The following is a 19,246-nucleotide window of genomic DNA, read 5'->3' on the forward strand; positions in this document are numbered from 1 at the left end:
CTGGCGAACGTAGCTACGGCTTGAATCCCACGTTTTTGGATCGTCAAACCCGGATCGGGTTAGGACAACACGCCCCGGCGACTTTCCAAATCAGCGAGGATCCAATCGGTGTCGTCGTCATCATCCAGCGAAATCTGGTTGAAAACGTCGTCCACCGCCTCGATGTAGCGGTCGTTGGAACTGCTTTGGATCGGCAACTCACTTTGCGCTGAACTGCCGCGTTGGCCGAGCCGATTCATTTCGTTGATCACCAACAACGCATCAAACGCGGTAACGACCTCGTTGGAATCGACATCCAAGTAGTTGCCTCCGGCAGCCAACAATCGTGGTGCTTGACTGGCTTCTGCATTGGTCAATCCGCGGCTGATCGCATTGATCACCGTCAACGCATCCAGTGCGGTTACCTTGCCATCGTTGTTGACATCGTAACGGTTCACCGCATTGGTCAGCCCCGTCAAATTGGTCGGCGCATTAGCGGATGTGATTGGCGGGTCAAAGTTGCCGAAGATGGGCAGTGCGGTCTCGTCACCGTACTGGGCAAACGTGTCATTGCCCAGCGGAGCCGGTGAATAAGCGTCAAACACGTTGGCGGGATTGTTGTCGACTTGGTCCGAGATCCAGAAGAACACTTCCCCTTGTTCTTTGGGCAGGATGCCTTGGCGGCCTTTCACCCAAATGCCAATGTCATCGATGCCGTCCAAGTTGATATCGCCAACGATCGGGCGATCGGTAAAACCACTCAGACCACCGAATCGCTCAAAATCGTCTCGGACGTCCCAGGTAAAGTCGCCGGTACCGTCGCGGTTGGTGTCAAAGATGAACTGGTTGGTGTCGTTGACAAAGACGGCCAAATCATCGCTTCCATCGCCGTTAAAATCACCCACGATCGGCAGCCCGTTGTAGTTGGCCGCGATCCTTTCGTTGCTCTCGATTTGATTGTTCCCATTGGTATCCAAGTACCAAGCTTGACCATCAAACAATCCAATTTCGTCGCCATCCTGTGCCGCACTAAAGTCACCGGCAACCGGGATTCCATTGATTTGGTATTGCCCGGGCATGATCGATGCAACATCGCCAACGCCATCGTCGTTGGTATCGATCAGGAAGCTATAGGTGCCGTTGAAACGCCCGTATGCTCCCAATTTGTCAAATCCGGACGCAATGCCGGTGTCCTTGTCGGCAAAGTTGCCGGTGAATAAGGCGTCGGTCAATTGGCCGAACTGCATGACAAAGTCGCGATTGGTCGCATCGTTGTCTTGGCCCTCGGGGTCAAAGACATGGTTTCCGTTGATGTCGACGTAGACAAGGCCTTGGCTGATGGTGCCGAATTCAGGGCGGCTGTCGACGGTAAAGCGAGCAGCAAAGTCACCGCCGCTGATTCCGTTGCCCGATGGCAGCACAGCCAGCGGAGTTCCCGGAGCCTGGGCCGATGAGTCGCCGTCCAGCGAGTTACCGGCGGCATCCGAAATCGAATCATCCAACGTCAATGTGTAACGGTCATCGGCTAACAGAGCGGCGAACTGTAGACGCACCACCACTTGTTCGGGCGATGAACTGACAATGAACGCGTTCTCGATCAAGACTTGTCCACTGTGATCTCCGACCAATTGATAGTTGCTGACGTCTGCTGCGAGTCCAGGGTCGACCGCTGGCGAACTGAGGCCTGCCGCTGCAGCCGGCCCGCCGGCAAACGTGATCAACAGCGAATCGACCGGGGCGGTTGGGCTGAGGTTCGGTTTCGAGGCGAACACGGTGTCGCCTGCAGCATAGTCGACTCCGGTAACGGTCGGCGGAGTCGTGTCGAGCAAAATGTTCAAGAAGCTCGGATTGGACACGTTACCGGCTAAATCTTCGGCGGTACCCCCGATTTGGCGTTGGCCGTCAAAGGTAAACCCGACGTTCAGATCGGCGGTTGAAATCGCGCGGTATTGACCGCCGGGCAGGGCATCGTCGCCATCCATTGGAACCGCGACGGTCAATCCGATCGCGGCATCGGAGGCATCGATCACGTTATTGGTGATGCCTTGACCATCGGCATACAGCCGCACCAAAGCGTTCGCTTCGGCCGTGCCAACAAATCCCGGGGTTCGCACGTTGGTGATGCGGTCGGATGAACTGCCGATGTTGCTGGGGATGCCACTATCGGTCACCGACGGATCCAGCGAAATCGAGGGGGCAGCCGGGGCCGTCGTGTCGATCACCAGATTCAACAGGAAGTCGTGGCTAATGTTGCCCGCTCGGTCTTCGACTTCGATTTTCAAGTTATGGATGCCATCAGCCAACACGGGCAAGATGGTTTGGGCGTTTCCACTGTTTAGCAGTTGCAAACTTGTAAACATCGCGTTGTGCCCGAGAAGCGATGTGCTTGCATCGGCCGTTGCGTCCGCTGCGGAATCGTAAAGCAGCGTCTCGGTCACCAACGTTTGCCCACCGACGACCCCGGTTTCTGCGCGATTGTAGATGCGATACTTCAGATAATCCGTCAGAAACGCACCGGCGACGGTCAAATCGGGAACCACGGCGTGCAGATCGGCATTCGCATCGTGGGTGGTCACGCTGACCGCCGGTGTGTTGTCATTGGTGATGTTGTCATCATTGTGTCGACCGCTATCGCTCGCTTCGTCCAAATCCAACAGCGGCAAATTCGGGTCAAGCGTGTCGACTTCCAAACGGATCGTTTCCGATACGGCTTCGTTGCCAGCCCAATCTTCGATCAATGCGTAAACGTCGTAGACACCATCAGTAAGCGGCTCGGCAGTGATCTCCCAAATCCCCAGTCCATCGGTGTCGGTCGCTCCGGGGATACCGGCTTGGACATCGGTAAAGTCCGACCCAACGTTGCCGGTGCCGATGACTAACAGTTCACCAAAAGTCACTCCGCTGCTGTTCACTTTCTGAGCGAACAGAGTGATGATGCCGTTGGTTTCGCCACGACCTTGGAAAGCGATCTCTTGAATGTTGGTGACATTGTCGTCGTCGTACATCCCGCTGTCGCTCGATGCCAAGATGTCGATCGTCGTGGTTGGCACCGTCGTGTCGATCTTGACCTGCAGTAAGAAATCGGGGCTGACGTTTCCGGCGCGGTCTTCGATTTCCAATTTGAAGTTGTGGACACCATCGGGGAATGGGGGGCCGGCAGGATCGTTCAGCACTTGCGTCACGGTTCGCGTCAACGTTCCCAGCGTCGTAAACGTGTTTCCAAATTCGGCGAACGAATCGTAGACCAACACTTCTCCGTTTCCATCACCGACTCGCCAATACAGTCGGTAGATAACGTCGTTGGGCAGTGGGTTGCCATTGCCGTTGACGGTGTCATCGCCAACCATCTCGAATTGCAGCAGGTTTTGGCCGGTGATGTTGTCATCGGTGCTGTGGCCGTCATCGTTGATCAAATCCAGGTACGGCGTGTTGGGCACAACCGCATCGACATCGATTACAAGGGCTTCGCTTGCCGCATTGATGTTACCCGCGACGTCCTCCAGTACGACGGTCAACGAATGCGTTCCGGTGTCGAGCGGTTCGGTGGTAATTTCCCAGTTGCCTTCGGTGGTCGCGAAGCCTTGGCCGACCAACTCGGTTCCCGAGAAGACTCGCACTTTTGTGTTCGGTTCGACCGTCGTGCCGGCGGGATTGGCTAATGCTACGGATTGAATGTGCGTGACATCATCATTGTCGAACATCCCCGTGTCGGCGATGCTCAATAGATCTGGGGCCGCAGCAATGGCCGGAGCAGTGGTATCCACGGTAAACAAGAAGGCACCACTGAGCGGGCTGCGTCCAACCACGCCCGCTGCGTCCTGGATGCGTGTCCAAGATTGCACGAGGTAAACATCGTCAGCCATAGCGGTGGAGGTCGCACTCCATAGCGTTGGGTTCGCCGCATTGACCAGGTTCGCTTCGACAGTGGTGACCGTCCCCGTGGTGGTCGAGGTAAAACTGAGAATGACTTCTGCACCGGCGACCGCGGTACCCTGGTCGATGGGGATGCTCATGGCGGCAAAGTCAGCCAAGTCGTCCTGGATGACAATGGCCGGAGTGTTGTCACTGGTGACGTTGTCGTTGTTGAGCATCCCCGAATCGCTTGTGGAACTCAGGAACGGAGTGGCAGGAATCGGAGCCGCAAAACTCTCGATCTCCAAGTCGTACGTGTTCTGGTCGCCATCGGCGGAGGAGACTTGGACATAGTATTTTTGTTGGGCCACCACAGGAACCACGATTTGCTGACCGCCTGTGACCGCCGCACCGGCGACAATCAACGTCCCGGACGAATCAAACAAGTTGATCACGACGTCGCCGCCATCGCCATCCAATGGGACTGAGTCGGCGGTGAAATGAGCGTTGACAATCAGTTTTCCAGTGTCATGAGCGGTGACTTGATACCAATCATCGTTGACAACCCCCGCGGCGCCGCCCGATGGCATTTGGGTCGCGTGCAGCGTCGCTCGCATCACCGTGATCGCCGGTTCGCTGCCAAGCACCTTTGCCGTGGCCTGCGTGTCGTTGGGTTCGAATTCGTCCGGCAACAGCAACGTGATTCCGTCTACTTGCAGTAGCTCGAATTCATCAAAGCTGATCGTCTGGTTCGGTTGCACGAGCACGCCACCCGAGTCTCCTTCGGGACCCGGTTGGAGGCTAAAGGGAGCTCCGCCGAGAATGACGTTCAGTGTGTCGCCGTTTCCTTGCAGCACGCCGATCGGGTTGCCGCCGAAGACGTTGTAGTCGAGTCCACCGGCGGGATCGGTTGTCACGTTGACAATATCGGGACCGTCGCCCGCTTCGATGCGAACTTGCTCGATGCCCGCAATCGTGTTGACCCCAGCGGACAACCCCCCCGTAATCGTGAACGCACCGCCAGCGTGGACGGTGGAAATGGTTTCGCCTGCGGAGGTTCCACTGACCAAGATGGTATCCGCGCCGGCTCCTCCATCGATTGTATTGTTACCGCCACGCGCGTCGATTGTATCGTCACCGTCGCCGCCGTTGATGGTGTCGTCGCCAAGTCCGCCAATCAGCGTGTCATTCCCAGCACCGCCATTGAGAATCGCATCGGCCGACAAGAAATCATCGCCGCTGCCGCCGTTAAAGGCGATCCCGACAATTGATTCAACGCCCGGTTCGGCTTTGATCACGTCGTTGCCTTCGTTGCCATTGACGGTCAACAAGTCGGTGTCACTGATGTTGGTGCCCATTAGATTGATATCGTAGGACAAACCTGCGACCTTGATCGGACCGACCAACTGAACCGCACCCCCGGGGCCAAGTCCGCCAAAGGCGGTGATCAACTCGTCGGTGGTTGTAAACTGAACTGCCGTGGGATCGATCAGTTGCAAGTCGACCAAGCTCGAACCCGTGCCAACCCCGAAGGCTCTCAGGTTAATCCCCATGCCAGTCAAGGTCGCAACCTCGTCCGTAAAGACGCCTCCGGCTGTCGGGAATCCATCTGACAGGAAGATGAGATTGCCGTTAGCGGAAGCGGTTCCAAGTGCGGCAAAGGTCGCAATCGCGGTAGCCAGCGACGCTTCGTAGTTTGTCGAAGCCCCATCCACCAGCGATTGCAGAGCTTGCACAACATCCAACACTCCATTCGCGTCTGTATCTGCATTCGGCGTTGTGGAAATCTGAATCCCGGGCGCCACAGGATCCATGTCGATGTTGGTCGCAGAAGAACCGAAGGCGACGATAGCAACGTCAGCAACGTTTCCTAAGCCGCGGTCGATCAGTTCTTGATTCAGCCGAATGAATCCTGCAATCTCTGCATCCAGAATGGTGTCGGCGGTTCCGTCGTTGTTGAGGTCGCCGACAGCGGTTCCTGCGAACGTGGATGTCGTGCTTCCGGAAACATCAATCGTGAACACGACATCCGGTTGGTTGCCGAGGATCAAGCCTCCTTCTCGGCCGCTGACATTGATGGTGTCGTCCACGGGACGTCCCTCGACCGTCACCGACTCGGTGTCTCCGTCCGGGCCTGTGCTGAGGTTCAGGATTCGCAGATCGGTGTGCTGCAGGTCGTTGACTTGAAAATTCTCGACTCCCGTATCGCCGCTGATATCGATTTGCTCTACCGACGCGATGTCTAGCAGCACGCCCCCTTGCATCCGCTGGAGTTCAATCCGTTGGTGGGTCAAGAATGGAGCGCCAGCGCTGAGAGTGAAATCTTCCACTGGGACCGTTGCGCCATCGGCACCATTAAACAGCACGACGTCGTTGCCCGTGCCGCCTTCGACGAGGTCGCTACCGTCACCCTGGTTCCAAATGAGTAGATCGCTATCCGCGTCACCAAAAACCGAATCGCTGCCAACGCCGCCGGTGATTCGGTCGTTGCCGATGCCACCATGAATCACGTCGTCACCGATGCCACCGAACAAGTTGTCATTGCCCGCACCACCGTCGATTAGATCGTCCAAGGCAGATCCTAGGATCGTATCATTGCCATCGCCGCCGAAAATCGAGACGTGCAGTGAGACACCGCCGTAGGTGAATCGGGTCAAATCAACGGCGTCATCCGCGCCGAGAGCATGAACCTCTAATTCGCCCAAACCGGTGCCCGCAGTGATGCTGACTCCATTCACGGTCACGCCATTGGTTGTCGCCGAAATGATGTCTGCCGCTGATGTCCCTACCAATTCCAGTACATCGTCCGTCGGTGTCGAAGCGTCACCAGTCACGGTAAAGGAGGATTGGAAGCTGAAGGTCATGTTGGTTGGAGCAAGCCGAAATCGATCCGCTCCCGATTGGTTGACAAGTTCGACGGTATCGAAGCCACTGATGTCGATGGATTCTCGATCATCGATCTGCACCAGGTCGCCGACAAGGCCGCCGCCGACGTTCCAGGTGTTGTCGCTGAAGTCGTCGTTGATGACAAGTGAATCAGTATCACCGGCGCCAATGCCAAATAGGTCTCCTAGCAGTAGGTGCTCGATGCCTCGATACGGGATGTTCAATCCATCGACCGCCACACGTCCTTCGCCTGGGACCAACCCGGGAAAGACGGTGAAGGCTTCGGCCACACCGACCGCGCCGATCACGCTCAGCCGATCGCTACCACCTGGGCTGGCGCCCGCGATCGCGATTTGCGAGTAGGGCTGAGGCGTATTGATGACGAACGAATCGTCGCCATCGAAAGCCTCGAGCGTCAGCGCCTCGACGTCGGACGGGGTAATCGGCCGATGCACCAGCGCGGATGCGGGATCACGGAGCGTCACCGTACCGGTCGTGGCCGCGACATCGAAGACATCGTTGCCAATGGTGCCGTTGACAATCAAACGGTCACGCGTTCCTGCGGGTTGGCCGCCGCCGTCGACCGTCAATTGGGATGCGGCACCGAGATTCTGGTACTGGATTCCCAGCAGGCTGTTGACACGGAAGGTTCCTTCGTCCACCGCAGCGCCGGGTGTGTGGACAATCGTATCGGCCGCCGCGGTTGCGACCACGGTCAATGCGTCGTCGCCGCCCAAGCCGGCAAAGATCAAGCCTTCGACGGTGGCCAGAGTCACCAAACCAAGTGCATTGACCTGGACCGTTGCCGCGTCAGCGGCGGTGGGGGTAATCGTGACGGTGTCATCTGCCGACGTGCCGTTGATCGTGACCGTATCGCTTGCAGCGGGGTCACCCCCTTCGACGGTGACATTGACGTCGTCGACTGGGGTGATCGAAAACGCATCGTCACCGAACCGACCTTGTAGAACCACCTCAGCAATATTTGCGTTGGCTCCACCCGCGTTCGCTGTCACGACCGCTCCATCGTTCACCCACACGCGTGCTTCGTTCGCCGTCGCCGTGGGGCTCAGCGCGACAGTGTCGTCATCATGGGTCGCACGGACCGTTAATGTGCTTGCCGCAGTTGCTGATGTCACGTTCAGCAATTCAATGTTGGTGTAATTCACATCGCCCACACCGGCGCCCAGTTGATCCACCAGTCCGCTGGTCGATTCAGCTCCTTGCGTTACCCGTGCATTCGCATTCGCATTGACGATCAAGGTGTCCGACGCGACGGGATCGCCACCGTCGTAGTTGATCGTCACTCCTTGCAACCCGTTGGCGTTTGAGGAATCAGGAGTCAGAATGAGCGAGTCGTCGCCGCCTAGTAGATCGAACTGAACGCTACTAAATCCAGCAAAACTACGTAAGTTGTAGAGCACGGTGCCGCCGTCACGAACACTGATTTGAGGCGTCAAGGCACCGCCAGCAACAGTGAAATCGGCGATGACCGTTTCGTTGCCACTCGTCCCGCCGCCGTTGGGGTTGGTGCCGAGCAATGTCAACGTGTCGTTGTCGTTCGTAAATCCATCATCATCGATCACGATGATGTCGGTGTTGTTGACATAGTCGATATCGAGAATCAGCGAACCGTCACTCTTGTTCGTAACGATGACCTCACCCGAATCCGGACCCGCAGGCCGAATCAAAATGTCTTCGCTGACCTGCCCCCCTAGTAACGAAGTGTGCAGAATCAACAGGTCTGCCTGATCGCCATCAACCCCACTTGGCGCTCCTTCGTCAAAGGCAACATCGATGCCCCAGCCACGCGGAGTGTCGTCTGCATGAGGAGTGATCTCCAGCGTGTCGATTTCTTCGCCGCTGTCGTAATTAAAAAACGCTACGTTGCGGAAGCCGTAGTTGGGACCGCCGTTGAGGCTCCACTGGAACTCGTTGGCGCCATCCGCATCCGGTTGGAATTCAGGAGCGGCCCCAGGGATGGGAGCGAGATGTGAGTCGACATCGCGACCTACGAGAACCAAATTGTCGGTTTGCGGTGTAGCACCGTCGTTGTCACCGAAGAAGTTGACGGTTTGGTTGGTCGCTCCAGGGGAGACAACAAATGTTTCGATTGATTCGAAATCGACCTCTTGCGTTGGCAGCCCGGCAACGGTCGTGGTAATCGAGATATCCGACGGAGAAGCCTTGTCGCTGTAAACATTTGCTTCGTTTTGCAGCGTCAGGTTTAGAGTGTCGCCGGGCGCCGAGGGGCTAACCGGATTTCCACCGTCGATAAATATCCGCGTGTCAAGGCTCGGCGTGACGTTAAACGTATCGTCGCCGTCGAGTCCACGAACGTGCAGGTCGGGAACAGTACCATCATAGATGATCGTATTGCCGCCGAAGTGAATCAAATCGGGGGCGATGTCGAACGTGTCATTCGTATTCGTGCCATCAATCAACAAATCTGCGGTGTCGTTGCCGCCGAAGGTATTGTTGGTGATGTCGGCGGATCCGTTGATGATACGGATGCCATATTGGTTGTTGTTTGTGATCGTTGAATTGACCACTCGCGTGAACCCGCCGTCACTAAGAATTCCTCCGCCTGCCCCGGGGGTGTTGATCGACAGGTTGTTGTCGATGATCACCCCGTCAACGAACAAATTGCCAGCGTTATTAAAGATTCCACCGCCGCCCTGATCAAATAAACCGCCGCCAGCGGTATTGTTTGCGATCGTGGTGCCACTGAAGACGGTGAGCGAACCGGTTCCATTCCATAAACCGCCACCCTCGGCAGCGGCTTGGTTGCCGCTTACCGATCCACCCGAGATTACTGCGTTACCAAAGCCGGTGATATGCAACCCGCCTCCGTTACCGGGTGCCGCAACGGCCGGGGCGAGGCCGGCGTTGTTGTTATCCAAGGTGACGTTTGTCAAGGATGTATTGGTAAAGGAGGTTGCTTCAATGCCTCCCCCGGCACGATTGGCTTGATTGCCGATGACAGCGGAGTCCACGATCGTGATCGAACCGGCGCCGTCGTTCAGGATGCCGCCTCCGCTACCTAAAATGCCACTGGCATTGTTGTTGCTGATTTGTGCATTCGTGATTCCGATGTTGCCACTGCTATTGAAGATCCCGCCTCCTCCTTGGTCTGATGCATCACCGCTTGCGGTATTGTCCGAAATGGTGGTGCCATCGATTGTCATCGTTCCGGTTCCATTCCACAAACCGCCTCCCTCGGCGGCGGCTTGATTGCCATTGACGGTGCCGCCGATGATGTCCACGAAACCATCGCCGGTGATATGCATTCCGCCCCCGTTACCGGGAGCAGCGGCTGCCGGCGCGGCTCCAGCATTATTATTGTCGAGGTTGACGTTATTCAGCGTCGTAAACGAATTCGTTCCGGCTTCGATCCCGCCCCCTGCTCGATTGGCAATGTTGTTGCTGATGGTCGTGTTGCTAATATTAGCCGAGGCAAAGAAAAAGCCTCCGGTAAGGATTCCCCCGCCGCTACCCGCAGTACCGTTGGCCAAATTGCTGTTGATTTGCGAGTTCGCAATCGTGATGTTGCCTAAGTTGAAAATGCCGCCGCCACCTTGATCTGCATCGTTACCGCTTGCGGTATTGCCTGTGATCGTTGCTCCGTCAATGATGGCCGTGGCAAATTGATTCGAGACTCCACCTCCGATGACTCCCGCTGTGTTGTTGCTAAGCGTTGCGTCAAGTAGCGTCAGATTGTTGACGTTGAAGATCCCACCCCCTTCAACCGTCGCACTGTTGCCATCGATCACCGCTCCACCTTGAATCGTCGCAGCGCCACCCGTCCAGATTCCGCCGCCTTGCGAGGTCGCGGTATTGCCACTCACGCTGGATGCGTCTTGAACGGTGAGTGAGGCTGGTGCTTGGCTGAAAATCCCTCCCCCGAGCGTGGCGATGTTTCCATCAATGGTTGACCCGCCCTGAATGATCGTCTCGCTGAAACTGAAGATGCCGCCACCTTCCGCTGCGGCGCTGTTGCCACTGATCGAGGAGTCATCGACCAGTAAAGTGGAACCGCCGTCGTGGAAAATGCCACCTCCGGATCCGAGCGATGTATTTCCAACCACTTGCGAACCCCCTTGAACGGTGAGGCTGCCGAAGTTTGTAATTCCGCCGCCTGCAAAGAAGCCCATGTTGTTATTGTTGCTGATGGTGGCGCCGGTGATGTCTAAGGTCGCACCAAAATCATTGAAGACTCCGCCGCCTGCGAATCCGAGAACGGTATTGTCATCAATGACTGAGCCGTTCTGAATGTTCGCAACACTGCCGCTGTTGTTGTAGATGCCACCACCTGCGCGATTGGCACTATTTCCGCTGATCATCGAGTCATCCACGACCAGAAAACCACTGTTAAAGATCCCCCCACCACTTCCATCGCCAGTCGTGGCAACGTTGTTGCTGATCATCGAACCGTTGATGATTTGCAAGAGAGCACCGCCACGGTTGTAGATACCGCCACCCCCTTCAATCGGCGCGAAACCGCCGTTCGCGGTGTTGGCGGTGATGGTCACACCATCGAAGGTTGCAACGGTTCCGGAAAAACTGGTGGCGTTATCAATCAAGACTCCGCCGCCAATCAGGGCGGTGTTGTTCGAAATCGTTCCGCCCGTCACGTTCAAAAGTTCAGTTTCGGTTACCCACAATCCGCGGCCGTTATTTGCGGTGTCTAGGTTCACGTTATCAAGCTGGACTGCGTCAATGAGATTCGGATCGGTTCCCCCATTGATGATCAAGGAAGCGGAATAATTCGCGTCGAGCGTCGTGACCGTCAGTATGTCACCCTGGTCGCCAAGGTTGACGGTCAGCGAGTTTGTCGGATTGGGGATGATCGTGTCTTCGAAGGTGGCACCATTGTCGATGATCTCAATGAAGCCTGCCGCGGCATTGTCTTGCAACGTTGCACTGTTAGCAAATGCAATCGGCAGGTTGAGAATCGTGTCGGCGGCGTTCCCAGCATTGATCGGTTCGAGCCCGGTGTAGGTGATGATCGAACCGTCTAGATCAATGTCGCCATCGTTTCCGTCGACGCTGGTTGTGGTGTAATTGAGCGTTTGATTGGTAAACGTCGCCCCTTCGATGCTCAGCGAATCGCCGTTAGCGGAAATCTGACCTCGACCATCGAAGCGGATGCCGCCGGCTGGGATTGGGTTGCCACCGCTGTAGTCGACTGACAACGAATCATCGTCGCCGGAACCACGCACCTCGATATCGTTGATCAACGCAAACGGGGTGACCCCCTGCGAGACACCATTGACCAAGACTTCCAAGTCCGCGCCGTTACGCACCAAGCGGATGTTATCGTCGACGCCGTCGTCGGTAGTACCTGCGACAAACAATGTGCCGCTAACGAAATCTAAGTAGGTTCCGGCTGCGATTCCGGTGGACAACCCAAACGCAGTTGTATTCAACGTGTCTTCAAAACCGGTGAAACCTTCGTTTGACACAAAGAAGTCGCTGGCAAAGTCGACATCAACATCATCACTGTCGCCGAAAACCCCATTGGGGCCTACACCGACCGTGTTATTCAAATTGCCACCCTGGTCCATGATGCTGGCGACTGCATTGAATTGGTCCTGATGCCAACTTCCCAGGTAGTGGCCGGCTTCGTGGACAGCAATATTGCCGACGCCTACGCCGATCAAATCGATCATCGATGCCCCAGGAGCAAGTGGAAACTGGTTTAGCGAATTAGGATCCGTAACGGGACCGCTCAACAAATCCAATAAAATGATCGCATCATCGTTTAGCGAGAAGTTGCCAACGTCAATCGCGGATGCAATGCCAATCGTGCCGATTCCCAATTCGCCGATCGAACCGCCAATGACCAGGCGGCTGACATTGTCAAACACACCGAACGGATCCGAGTGGTCACGGCTGTTCAAGATCTCGACGGCAAATTCGCCCGGGATGTCCGAGACGAAGAACTCGCCATTGAGTCCAGTACCAGAAGTTCCTCCGAGGTCGTCGGCTAGATTTTCCGTCACCGTGTCCAAAATTGCATCGATCACAGCGTCCTCATCGGCGCCGCTGAGCCCCCAGCCCGGTAAAAACGTGGACAGAGGCGATAGTGAGGTGATTCCTGATGGTCCACCGAATGCTGCGGGATCGACGTCCGCTCCATCGAAATCAAGAAAGAGGACCTGGCGTGTCTGAACAGGTTCTGCTTGGATCGCTGGACGAAAGACTCGTAGTTGTCCGAAGTAAGGTCCAGGGAATCCGGCAAGCCGAATCGCATAGGTGCCCTCGGTGCTTGCAACATGAGATGCCGATGGCCCGCCTAAACCTCCCGGCAACGGTGATATGGCAGGGTGAATGAAGCTCGCATCTCCCTGCGAACCTTGGACGAGCATTCCTGAGGGATCCAAAATTTGGACCTCCGATACAGTTGCATCACCGGCAAATCCAATAATGTCACCGGGCATCAAGTCGAAGCTGTAAAAGTCGACATCACCGGCCGTCAAAGAGATCGTCACATCGTAGGCGCCTTCGCTGGTCGATCCAAGTCCTGAGGACGAGTCAAAGGGATCAATCTGAATCCCTGCAAGTGCATGTACCGAGACGTAGTAGGTGTCGGTACTGAGAACGGTGAAATCTAGTAGGCTATCAAATGACGTTCCATCGTCGTCGTTAAATCCAACGACGTTTCCTGCACTGTCGTAAATCGTGACGAACGAGTCCAAGAACGAAGCCGGGGTATCGGTGTCAACAATGATGTGCTGACCGGCCGCTGCCGTAACGCTGAAGAAATCAAAGTCACCCGAACCCGTTCCGCTGCTTCCATGCGGTCCGTCACCGATCACACCGCTACTTGTGATCGAAGTTCCCAACGTAAGTCCCGTGACGCTCGCTAGCGTAATACTGCCGTCATCTTCTGCGTTCGGAACGAATGGAATCTGCGTCGTGCTTTCGAAGTTGCCAACAAGGTCGGCTTCGAAATCATCGCTGTCGCCTGTTCCAAAGCCGAAGATAAACTCCGCGGTTGCCTGGGTATCATTGAGGCCGTTCGCATTCGCAGGCTCGGCTTCCGACTGGACAATCAATTGATTGAATCCCTGACTTTCACTCACCGGTTTTGAATGCGAAAAATCTTTGCCGAGATTTGTCGTCAGCACCGTATCAACGGGCAAGAAGGCCGTTGGATTCATGACGTCCAGCGCAAGCAACCGACGATCTTCAAGTGACTCGACGCGTGGTTTGCGTGACAACAACGAGGTCAGTCGATGACGCTTTGAATCGCGTTGGTGGGTGGATTGCCGACTTTTTCTTGCTTCGCGATTTCTGAAAAACATGATGAGCTCCAGTCCGAGATGTAAATCTTGTCCGCCTACACCCACTCAGAAATTGCGGCCCCTCCCAAGGGTGGCTGTAGCCTAGCACGAACTCAACATAGCGTTTCCGTAACCGTCAAAATAGGAAAAGTCGGTAGGATGACAGCAAAAAATCGAATTTTTCACATATTTGATGGAACTCGGCTGCTTCGATGTGAATGCAGCTGTTTTTCGCTAAATTGACGCGGATTCGCGTGCGGTCTTGCCAATTTTTTTAGGCGAAAAAGTGAGCCGCCCAGAACCCACTTCCATGCCCCCCCGGGTGGAATGGAGTTTTGTGCTCGCCCACCAGAGATAGGGGCAAAACGTGTCGGCGTTGAAGTCGTGAAAGGTGCGGCAGCAGTGGGAGTGGACGCAAAAAAACCTTGACGTCAAATTTTGACGCCAAGGCTCTCGTGGCATTGGAGAATCGGCAGGGGAGATAAGCCCCCTGTGTTTGCGTGATTAGAATCGCCATTCGGCGCGGGCGGTCAGGCCGCTGAAGGTCATTGTTTCTCCGGCGTCGGTCAGGCGACCGTCGCGGACCGAATCGATGTAGCTGCGGGTCGTGACCGCTTCGTACCAAGCACTCATCAAGAAACCACTTGAGAGGACCAAGTGACGCTTGTGCCCCATCCAGCGAACGCCAAGTTCGGCGTCAAGCGTTGGCGTGGCATGGAAGTCTTCGTAGCGGTTCGAGATCACACCGCCACCGAATTGATTGCGTTGGTCATAGGTTGCATTCCATTCGCCAGCCATCAAGCTAGCCATCGTCTTGCCATACAGCATCAATCCGGTGTTGCAGCTGTAGGTTTCGAAGTCCAATCCGCCGCTGATACCAAAGCCATCGAAATCGATGTCGGTGGAGACGTTGGTAAGACCGGTCGCTACCGAGACGGTTTGGTCGGCACTGAGTTGTTGTTCGATGTTGCCATAGCGAACACCCGCCAACCAATTCACGGCGATCGAGTTGGTTTGTTTCCAGAGATGACGGTAGTTCAAATCAAGCGTTTGAAAGTTCATGTCCTGCGAAGCAAAGGCTTCAAGACTGCTGCTGCCCGATGTTGCAACGCTCGGGTGAGTCACGTTGGATGCGAGTACATAGTTTTGTTGGGCTTCGATTGCACTTTGTGAACTGCCGTCCCAACGTGCATACGACAATTGGATGCTGCTGCACTGTGACAACCCAATGCTGCCTCCGACGCGAAACCCCGCTTCGGCATCCAGACCAACGATCCCAAGTGGGCCGGTCGGCGAAGCGACGGAGGGATCGGGATCGGTTTGCTCGGTCGCATAAATCAAATCGGTGCTGCCCGGTCGCAGCCAAAGGAACTCGCCAAACAAGCTGGTGCGATGTGCCCACCACGGTGCGACATTGCAATCGCTTTTTTGTTTCATCTTGTGAAGTTTCTCAAGAATTCCCCCACCGTGGTCCTTTTCGCATCCGCAGTGACCCGATGGCGCGTCGCAGGAATCACAGTGCCCGGATTGTCGTGGCATCATGTGCGGCGAATGGCTCGATTCGTTGTAAATCGGCGGCTCAAAATCAGCTCCTTCATACGCAGGGCCGTTGTACACGGGAGCCTCGTATTCGGGTGGCAGGTAATCGGGATCACCTGCATATTGTCCCTGCCATTGGCTCTCAGCCCCCCGCTCAAGCTGATTGGCAAAGCTGGGACTGACCCCATCAAGAGCGTTCGCAGCAGTGAGAGGAAGTGCAGCGACCAAAGTTGTCAACGCACGTACGGCTTGAGTGCCAATCCAGTTTCGTTTCATTTCGCTAGTTCCTGTGTTTCATAATCCAGCCGGATGAGTTTCCGGTGAGGGGGGGAGAAACAGCATTTGCCGCCAAGCGGGTTAACACTCCCCTCGCTGGTAGAGGTATCGGAGCTAGTACCACCCGACTTGTGGGAATAATCGACATAGCCGGACCTACAGCCCAGCTTTCCTACATTAACAGTGGCGTCGTTGCAGCTGCTTAAGCCAGATATCTAACGGAACGCTGTGTTTTACGGTCTTCAACGCCGCTTGATCGGACCTATTTCGCAGAGCGAAGCAATGCCATCAAATCTGACAGCTCTTGATTCGTAAGCTGGTCGGCCAGCCCCGCTGGCATGATCGAGACGTCACTCGGTTCGCTCAGTTCGACGTCGCGATGTTCGAGTTTGACGGTTCGGTCGGCGGTAAGTTGAAGCTCAAAACCCTCGCCCGTCTCGGCTCGCACCAAACCGTTGTAGACTTGACCATCGACCGTCAACACCCGAGTCCCCTGGTAGCTCTGCTCTTGTCGTGCGCTGGGAAACAGCACCGCTTCCATCAATGCGGCAGGCGTGCGACTCGATCCGATCCGTGTCAATTCGGGCCCGATCGTCGCGCCGACATAGCCGATGCGATGACAACCACTGCAGGCCGCTTTGCTGCTGCGAAACACTTGCAGCCCTCGCACGGGATCGCCGGGTTTCAGTTGCGATAGACGTGCTTCAATTTGAGTTTGGATTTCTGCAGTGGGATGCTGCAATTTCGCCTCGGTTTCGATCGCCAACGCTCTTAGCTCTTTGGATGATTGACGATACAGGTTCGTTAGAAATCCTGCGGGTAACGTGCGTGAGACGCGAAGCGACGCTAGCTGTGTTAACATCGCCGACTCGGCGGACACGATGCCAGACCGGTGCACCGCTTCGATCGCGGTCGTCAATCTTTGAGCAGGAACGTCCGGAAGCGAATCGACCAGTGCAGTTGGATCGGAAAGCTTTACTCGCTGTAGCACCCTGGATGCAATTGGCGAAATCGTTTCATTGTCACTCAGAAATGCCGTGACCACCTCGTGTCCCAACACGGGGTTGTCTAAGACGCTGTTGACCGGTAGCGATGCAAGCAGGTCGAAGCGATGCCGAGGCATTGGGGATGCAACTGCAATTGTTCGCAAAACATTCGCAAGTGCATCGGCATCCTCCGCATCAATCTTGGTCTGTCGCAGGCTATCGGCCAGAGTGAGCTGCACGTCCGGAGAGGCCTCGGCGAGCCAAGCCGCCAGCGGGGCGACCCACGCGTGCGGCATGTCAGCCGAGGTAAATTCGTGCAAGTGGGAGGCGAGAAAGGTTTGCTGTGCGACGGTGGATGCCGCTGCGTCACGGATCCAATGGGTGATTTGATCTTGAACGACCTGCTGATGTTTCCATCCTGCGACCACGCGGGCGAGCAGCTCCGGTGTAAGCGCCTCTCTGCCGATGTTCGCGAACGATTGCTCGAGCCACTCGGTTGCCTGCGGTGCCCACCGAGGATGTTTGGCCATGATTTCCGCAGCGGTTTGCCGAAGACCAGGGGCATTGCTGCAAAATGCAGTGGACCAAACCGACAGCGGAATGTCGTCGCAGCGATCAACGCGATCCAGTACCATCAACACAGCGCGACGCTGAGCGTCGGATTGTGCAATGGTTAGCAGGTCGACGTCGTTACTGCGAGCGATTTCGATGATCGCGAAAATCAACGAATGTTCGAGATGGCGATCGTCTTTGACAGAATCAATTCCGCCAAGCAACGCGTTGACACTTTTGGGCAACCCCAGGCGACCGATCGCTTCGGCAGCGGTGCGTCGCACTTGATGATCAGCGTGATCGAGCAGCATTTGCAAATCGTCGATCGATTCCGGGTCGCGATGGATCGAAACCGCGTGCGTCGCGGCCTGCAGCAGGGACGGATGGTTTTGTCGCAGCTGTTTTCGAACGATGGCTTTTGATTTCGCAGTACCAAGCTGACTGAGCGCCCACAACGCTGCGATCCGATCGTCGAGCGAACGGTCCGCGTTGTTAAGGATCGAATCAAGTGCTGGGATCACGGCGTCTCCGGCGTCGGCGATTTGCAGCAACGCATCGCGGCGAACCCAAGGCCGCTTGTCAAACAATCCATTCACGTGATCGGCGTAGGACCGACCACGCGGCGATTCCGCGAAACGGGATGGAACGTTGACGGACTTCGTTGCAGCGTTAGCGATCCGATAGATGCCACCGGCGGCGGTGGTCTGATCAATCCGCGACGTGGGGCAACAAAGGTCATACCAACCCCCGGTATCAATCACAATCAAGCTGCCATCGGCGTCCTCGAGAACATCGGTCGGGTGGAAATCGACTCGATCGGCTACGACCAAATCATGATCGACGCTTCGAAAAGTTCCGCCATGGGGAATCAATTGGTGCGCCGTCACCTTTTGTAGATTAAAAAGGGCAGCGACAAGGAAGCGAGTGCCGAGGGGATCAGCGTTCGGAATCAAATCGTTTGCGTGTAGGCAAGCGAGGCCACTTGGCGCGGCAGGCCCAAGTTGCGTCATGATGGGCATCAGCGGTCCGGTACGCGGATGCCCCTCGAGCACGGAGTGTTCCTTGCCATAAACGCCTCCGTACACCGCGTGGGCGATTCCATCACGAAGTCCGTCGTGTGGATGCTGCAAGAATGTGCTGGTGAAAAACGCTTCGCCTTCCGGTGTAAACGCTACTTCGACCGGGTTGTCCATGCCGCCGGTGATCACTTGTTCGATGTCACCTCCGGCGAGTTTACGGCGGTAGATATGGGCGGCCGATGATTCGATGGTGCGGCCATCAAGCAGTGAATGGGTTTGTTTCGCAAACGCTCCTTTGCACCAGTAGATCCAGCCATCGGGGCCGAGGTAGGGACCATGCAGATCGTTGGCACATCCGGTAATCGTTTGTCCGTCGAACCAAACCTCGCGTTTTTCACAGACACCATCCTGGTCCGCGTCGGTCAGCTTCCAAATCACGGGCGGCGCGGCGACCAAGATATCGTTGCCGACACACAGCACGCCTTCAGGGAATTCAAGATCCTCTGCGGCGACGATGCGTTGGTCGAACGTGCCGTCATGATCAATGTCCACCAGACGGATGATCTTGTGCAGCTTCTTTTCGTTGTGCTCGATGATTGGCTTGCTGACTCCGCCCGATTCAGCCACGACCAATCGGCCTTGGTTGTCCCAGTCGGCAACGATGGGCCATTTGACCAAGGATCTGTCTGCGACTTTTTCGATGCTAAGCCCATCCGCCAACGTGAATTGAATGCCGTCGATGACGGTCACGTTCTCGGAGGGTTGCTGCGCAATCAACGTCGTGGCGATGCCGGATAGACACGCGAACACGATCACAAACCGAGAGCAAGCTTTTGTGGTTAGCATGATGTTGCAGTTGGGATGGCACAGC

Annotated in this window: 3 protein-coding genes; all 3 read right to left on the minus strand. The window is 56.0% G+C overall.

What is annotated here, in order from left to right; genetic code table 11:
- Positions 1-59: 59 nt before the first annotated feature.
- Positions 60-14,024 carry an Ig-like domain-containing protein gene (locus ABEA92_RS26825; protein ID WP_345688124.1) on the minus strand — a complete coding sequence of 4,655 codons (13,965 nt, stop codon included), beginning with the start codon at positions 14,022-14,024 and terminating at the stop codon, positions 60-62.
- A 483-nt stretch (positions 14,025-14,507) separates the two neighbouring features.
- Positions 14,508-15,818 carry an Lpg1974 family pore-forming outer membrane protein gene (locus ABEA92_RS26830; RefSeq protein ID WP_345688126.1) on the minus strand — a complete coding sequence of 437 codons (1,311 nt, stop codon included), beginning with the start codon at positions 15,816-15,818 and terminating at the stop codon, positions 14,508-14,510.
- Positions 15,819-16,080: 262 nt separating this feature from the next.
- Complete coding sequence (locus tag ABEA92_RS26835; RefSeq protein WP_345688128.1) at positions 16,081-19,221, minus strand: DUF7133 domain-containing protein; 3,141 nt, start codon at positions 19,219-19,221, stop codon at positions 16,081-16,083.
- Positions 19,222-19,246: the final 25 nt, after the last annotated feature.

Source organism: Novipirellula caenicola (assembly GCF_039545035.1).
GTDB lineage: Bacteria > Planctomycetota > Planctomycetia > Pirellulales > Pirellulaceae > Novipirellula > Novipirellula caenicola.

Coding starts and splice junctions, on each gene's coding strand:
- ABEA92_RS26825 (WP_345688124.1), bottom strand. CDS start 14,024: ATGTTTTTCAGAAATCGCGAAGCAAGAAAAAGTCGGCAATCCACCCAC.
- ABEA92_RS26830 (WP_345688126.1), bottom strand. CDS start 15,818: ATGAAACGAAACTGGATTGGCACTCAAGCCGTACGTGCGTTGACAACT.
- ABEA92_RS26835 (WP_345688128.1), bottom strand. CDS start 19,221: ATGCTAACCACAAAAGCTTGCTCTCGGTTTGTGATCGTGTTCGCGTGT.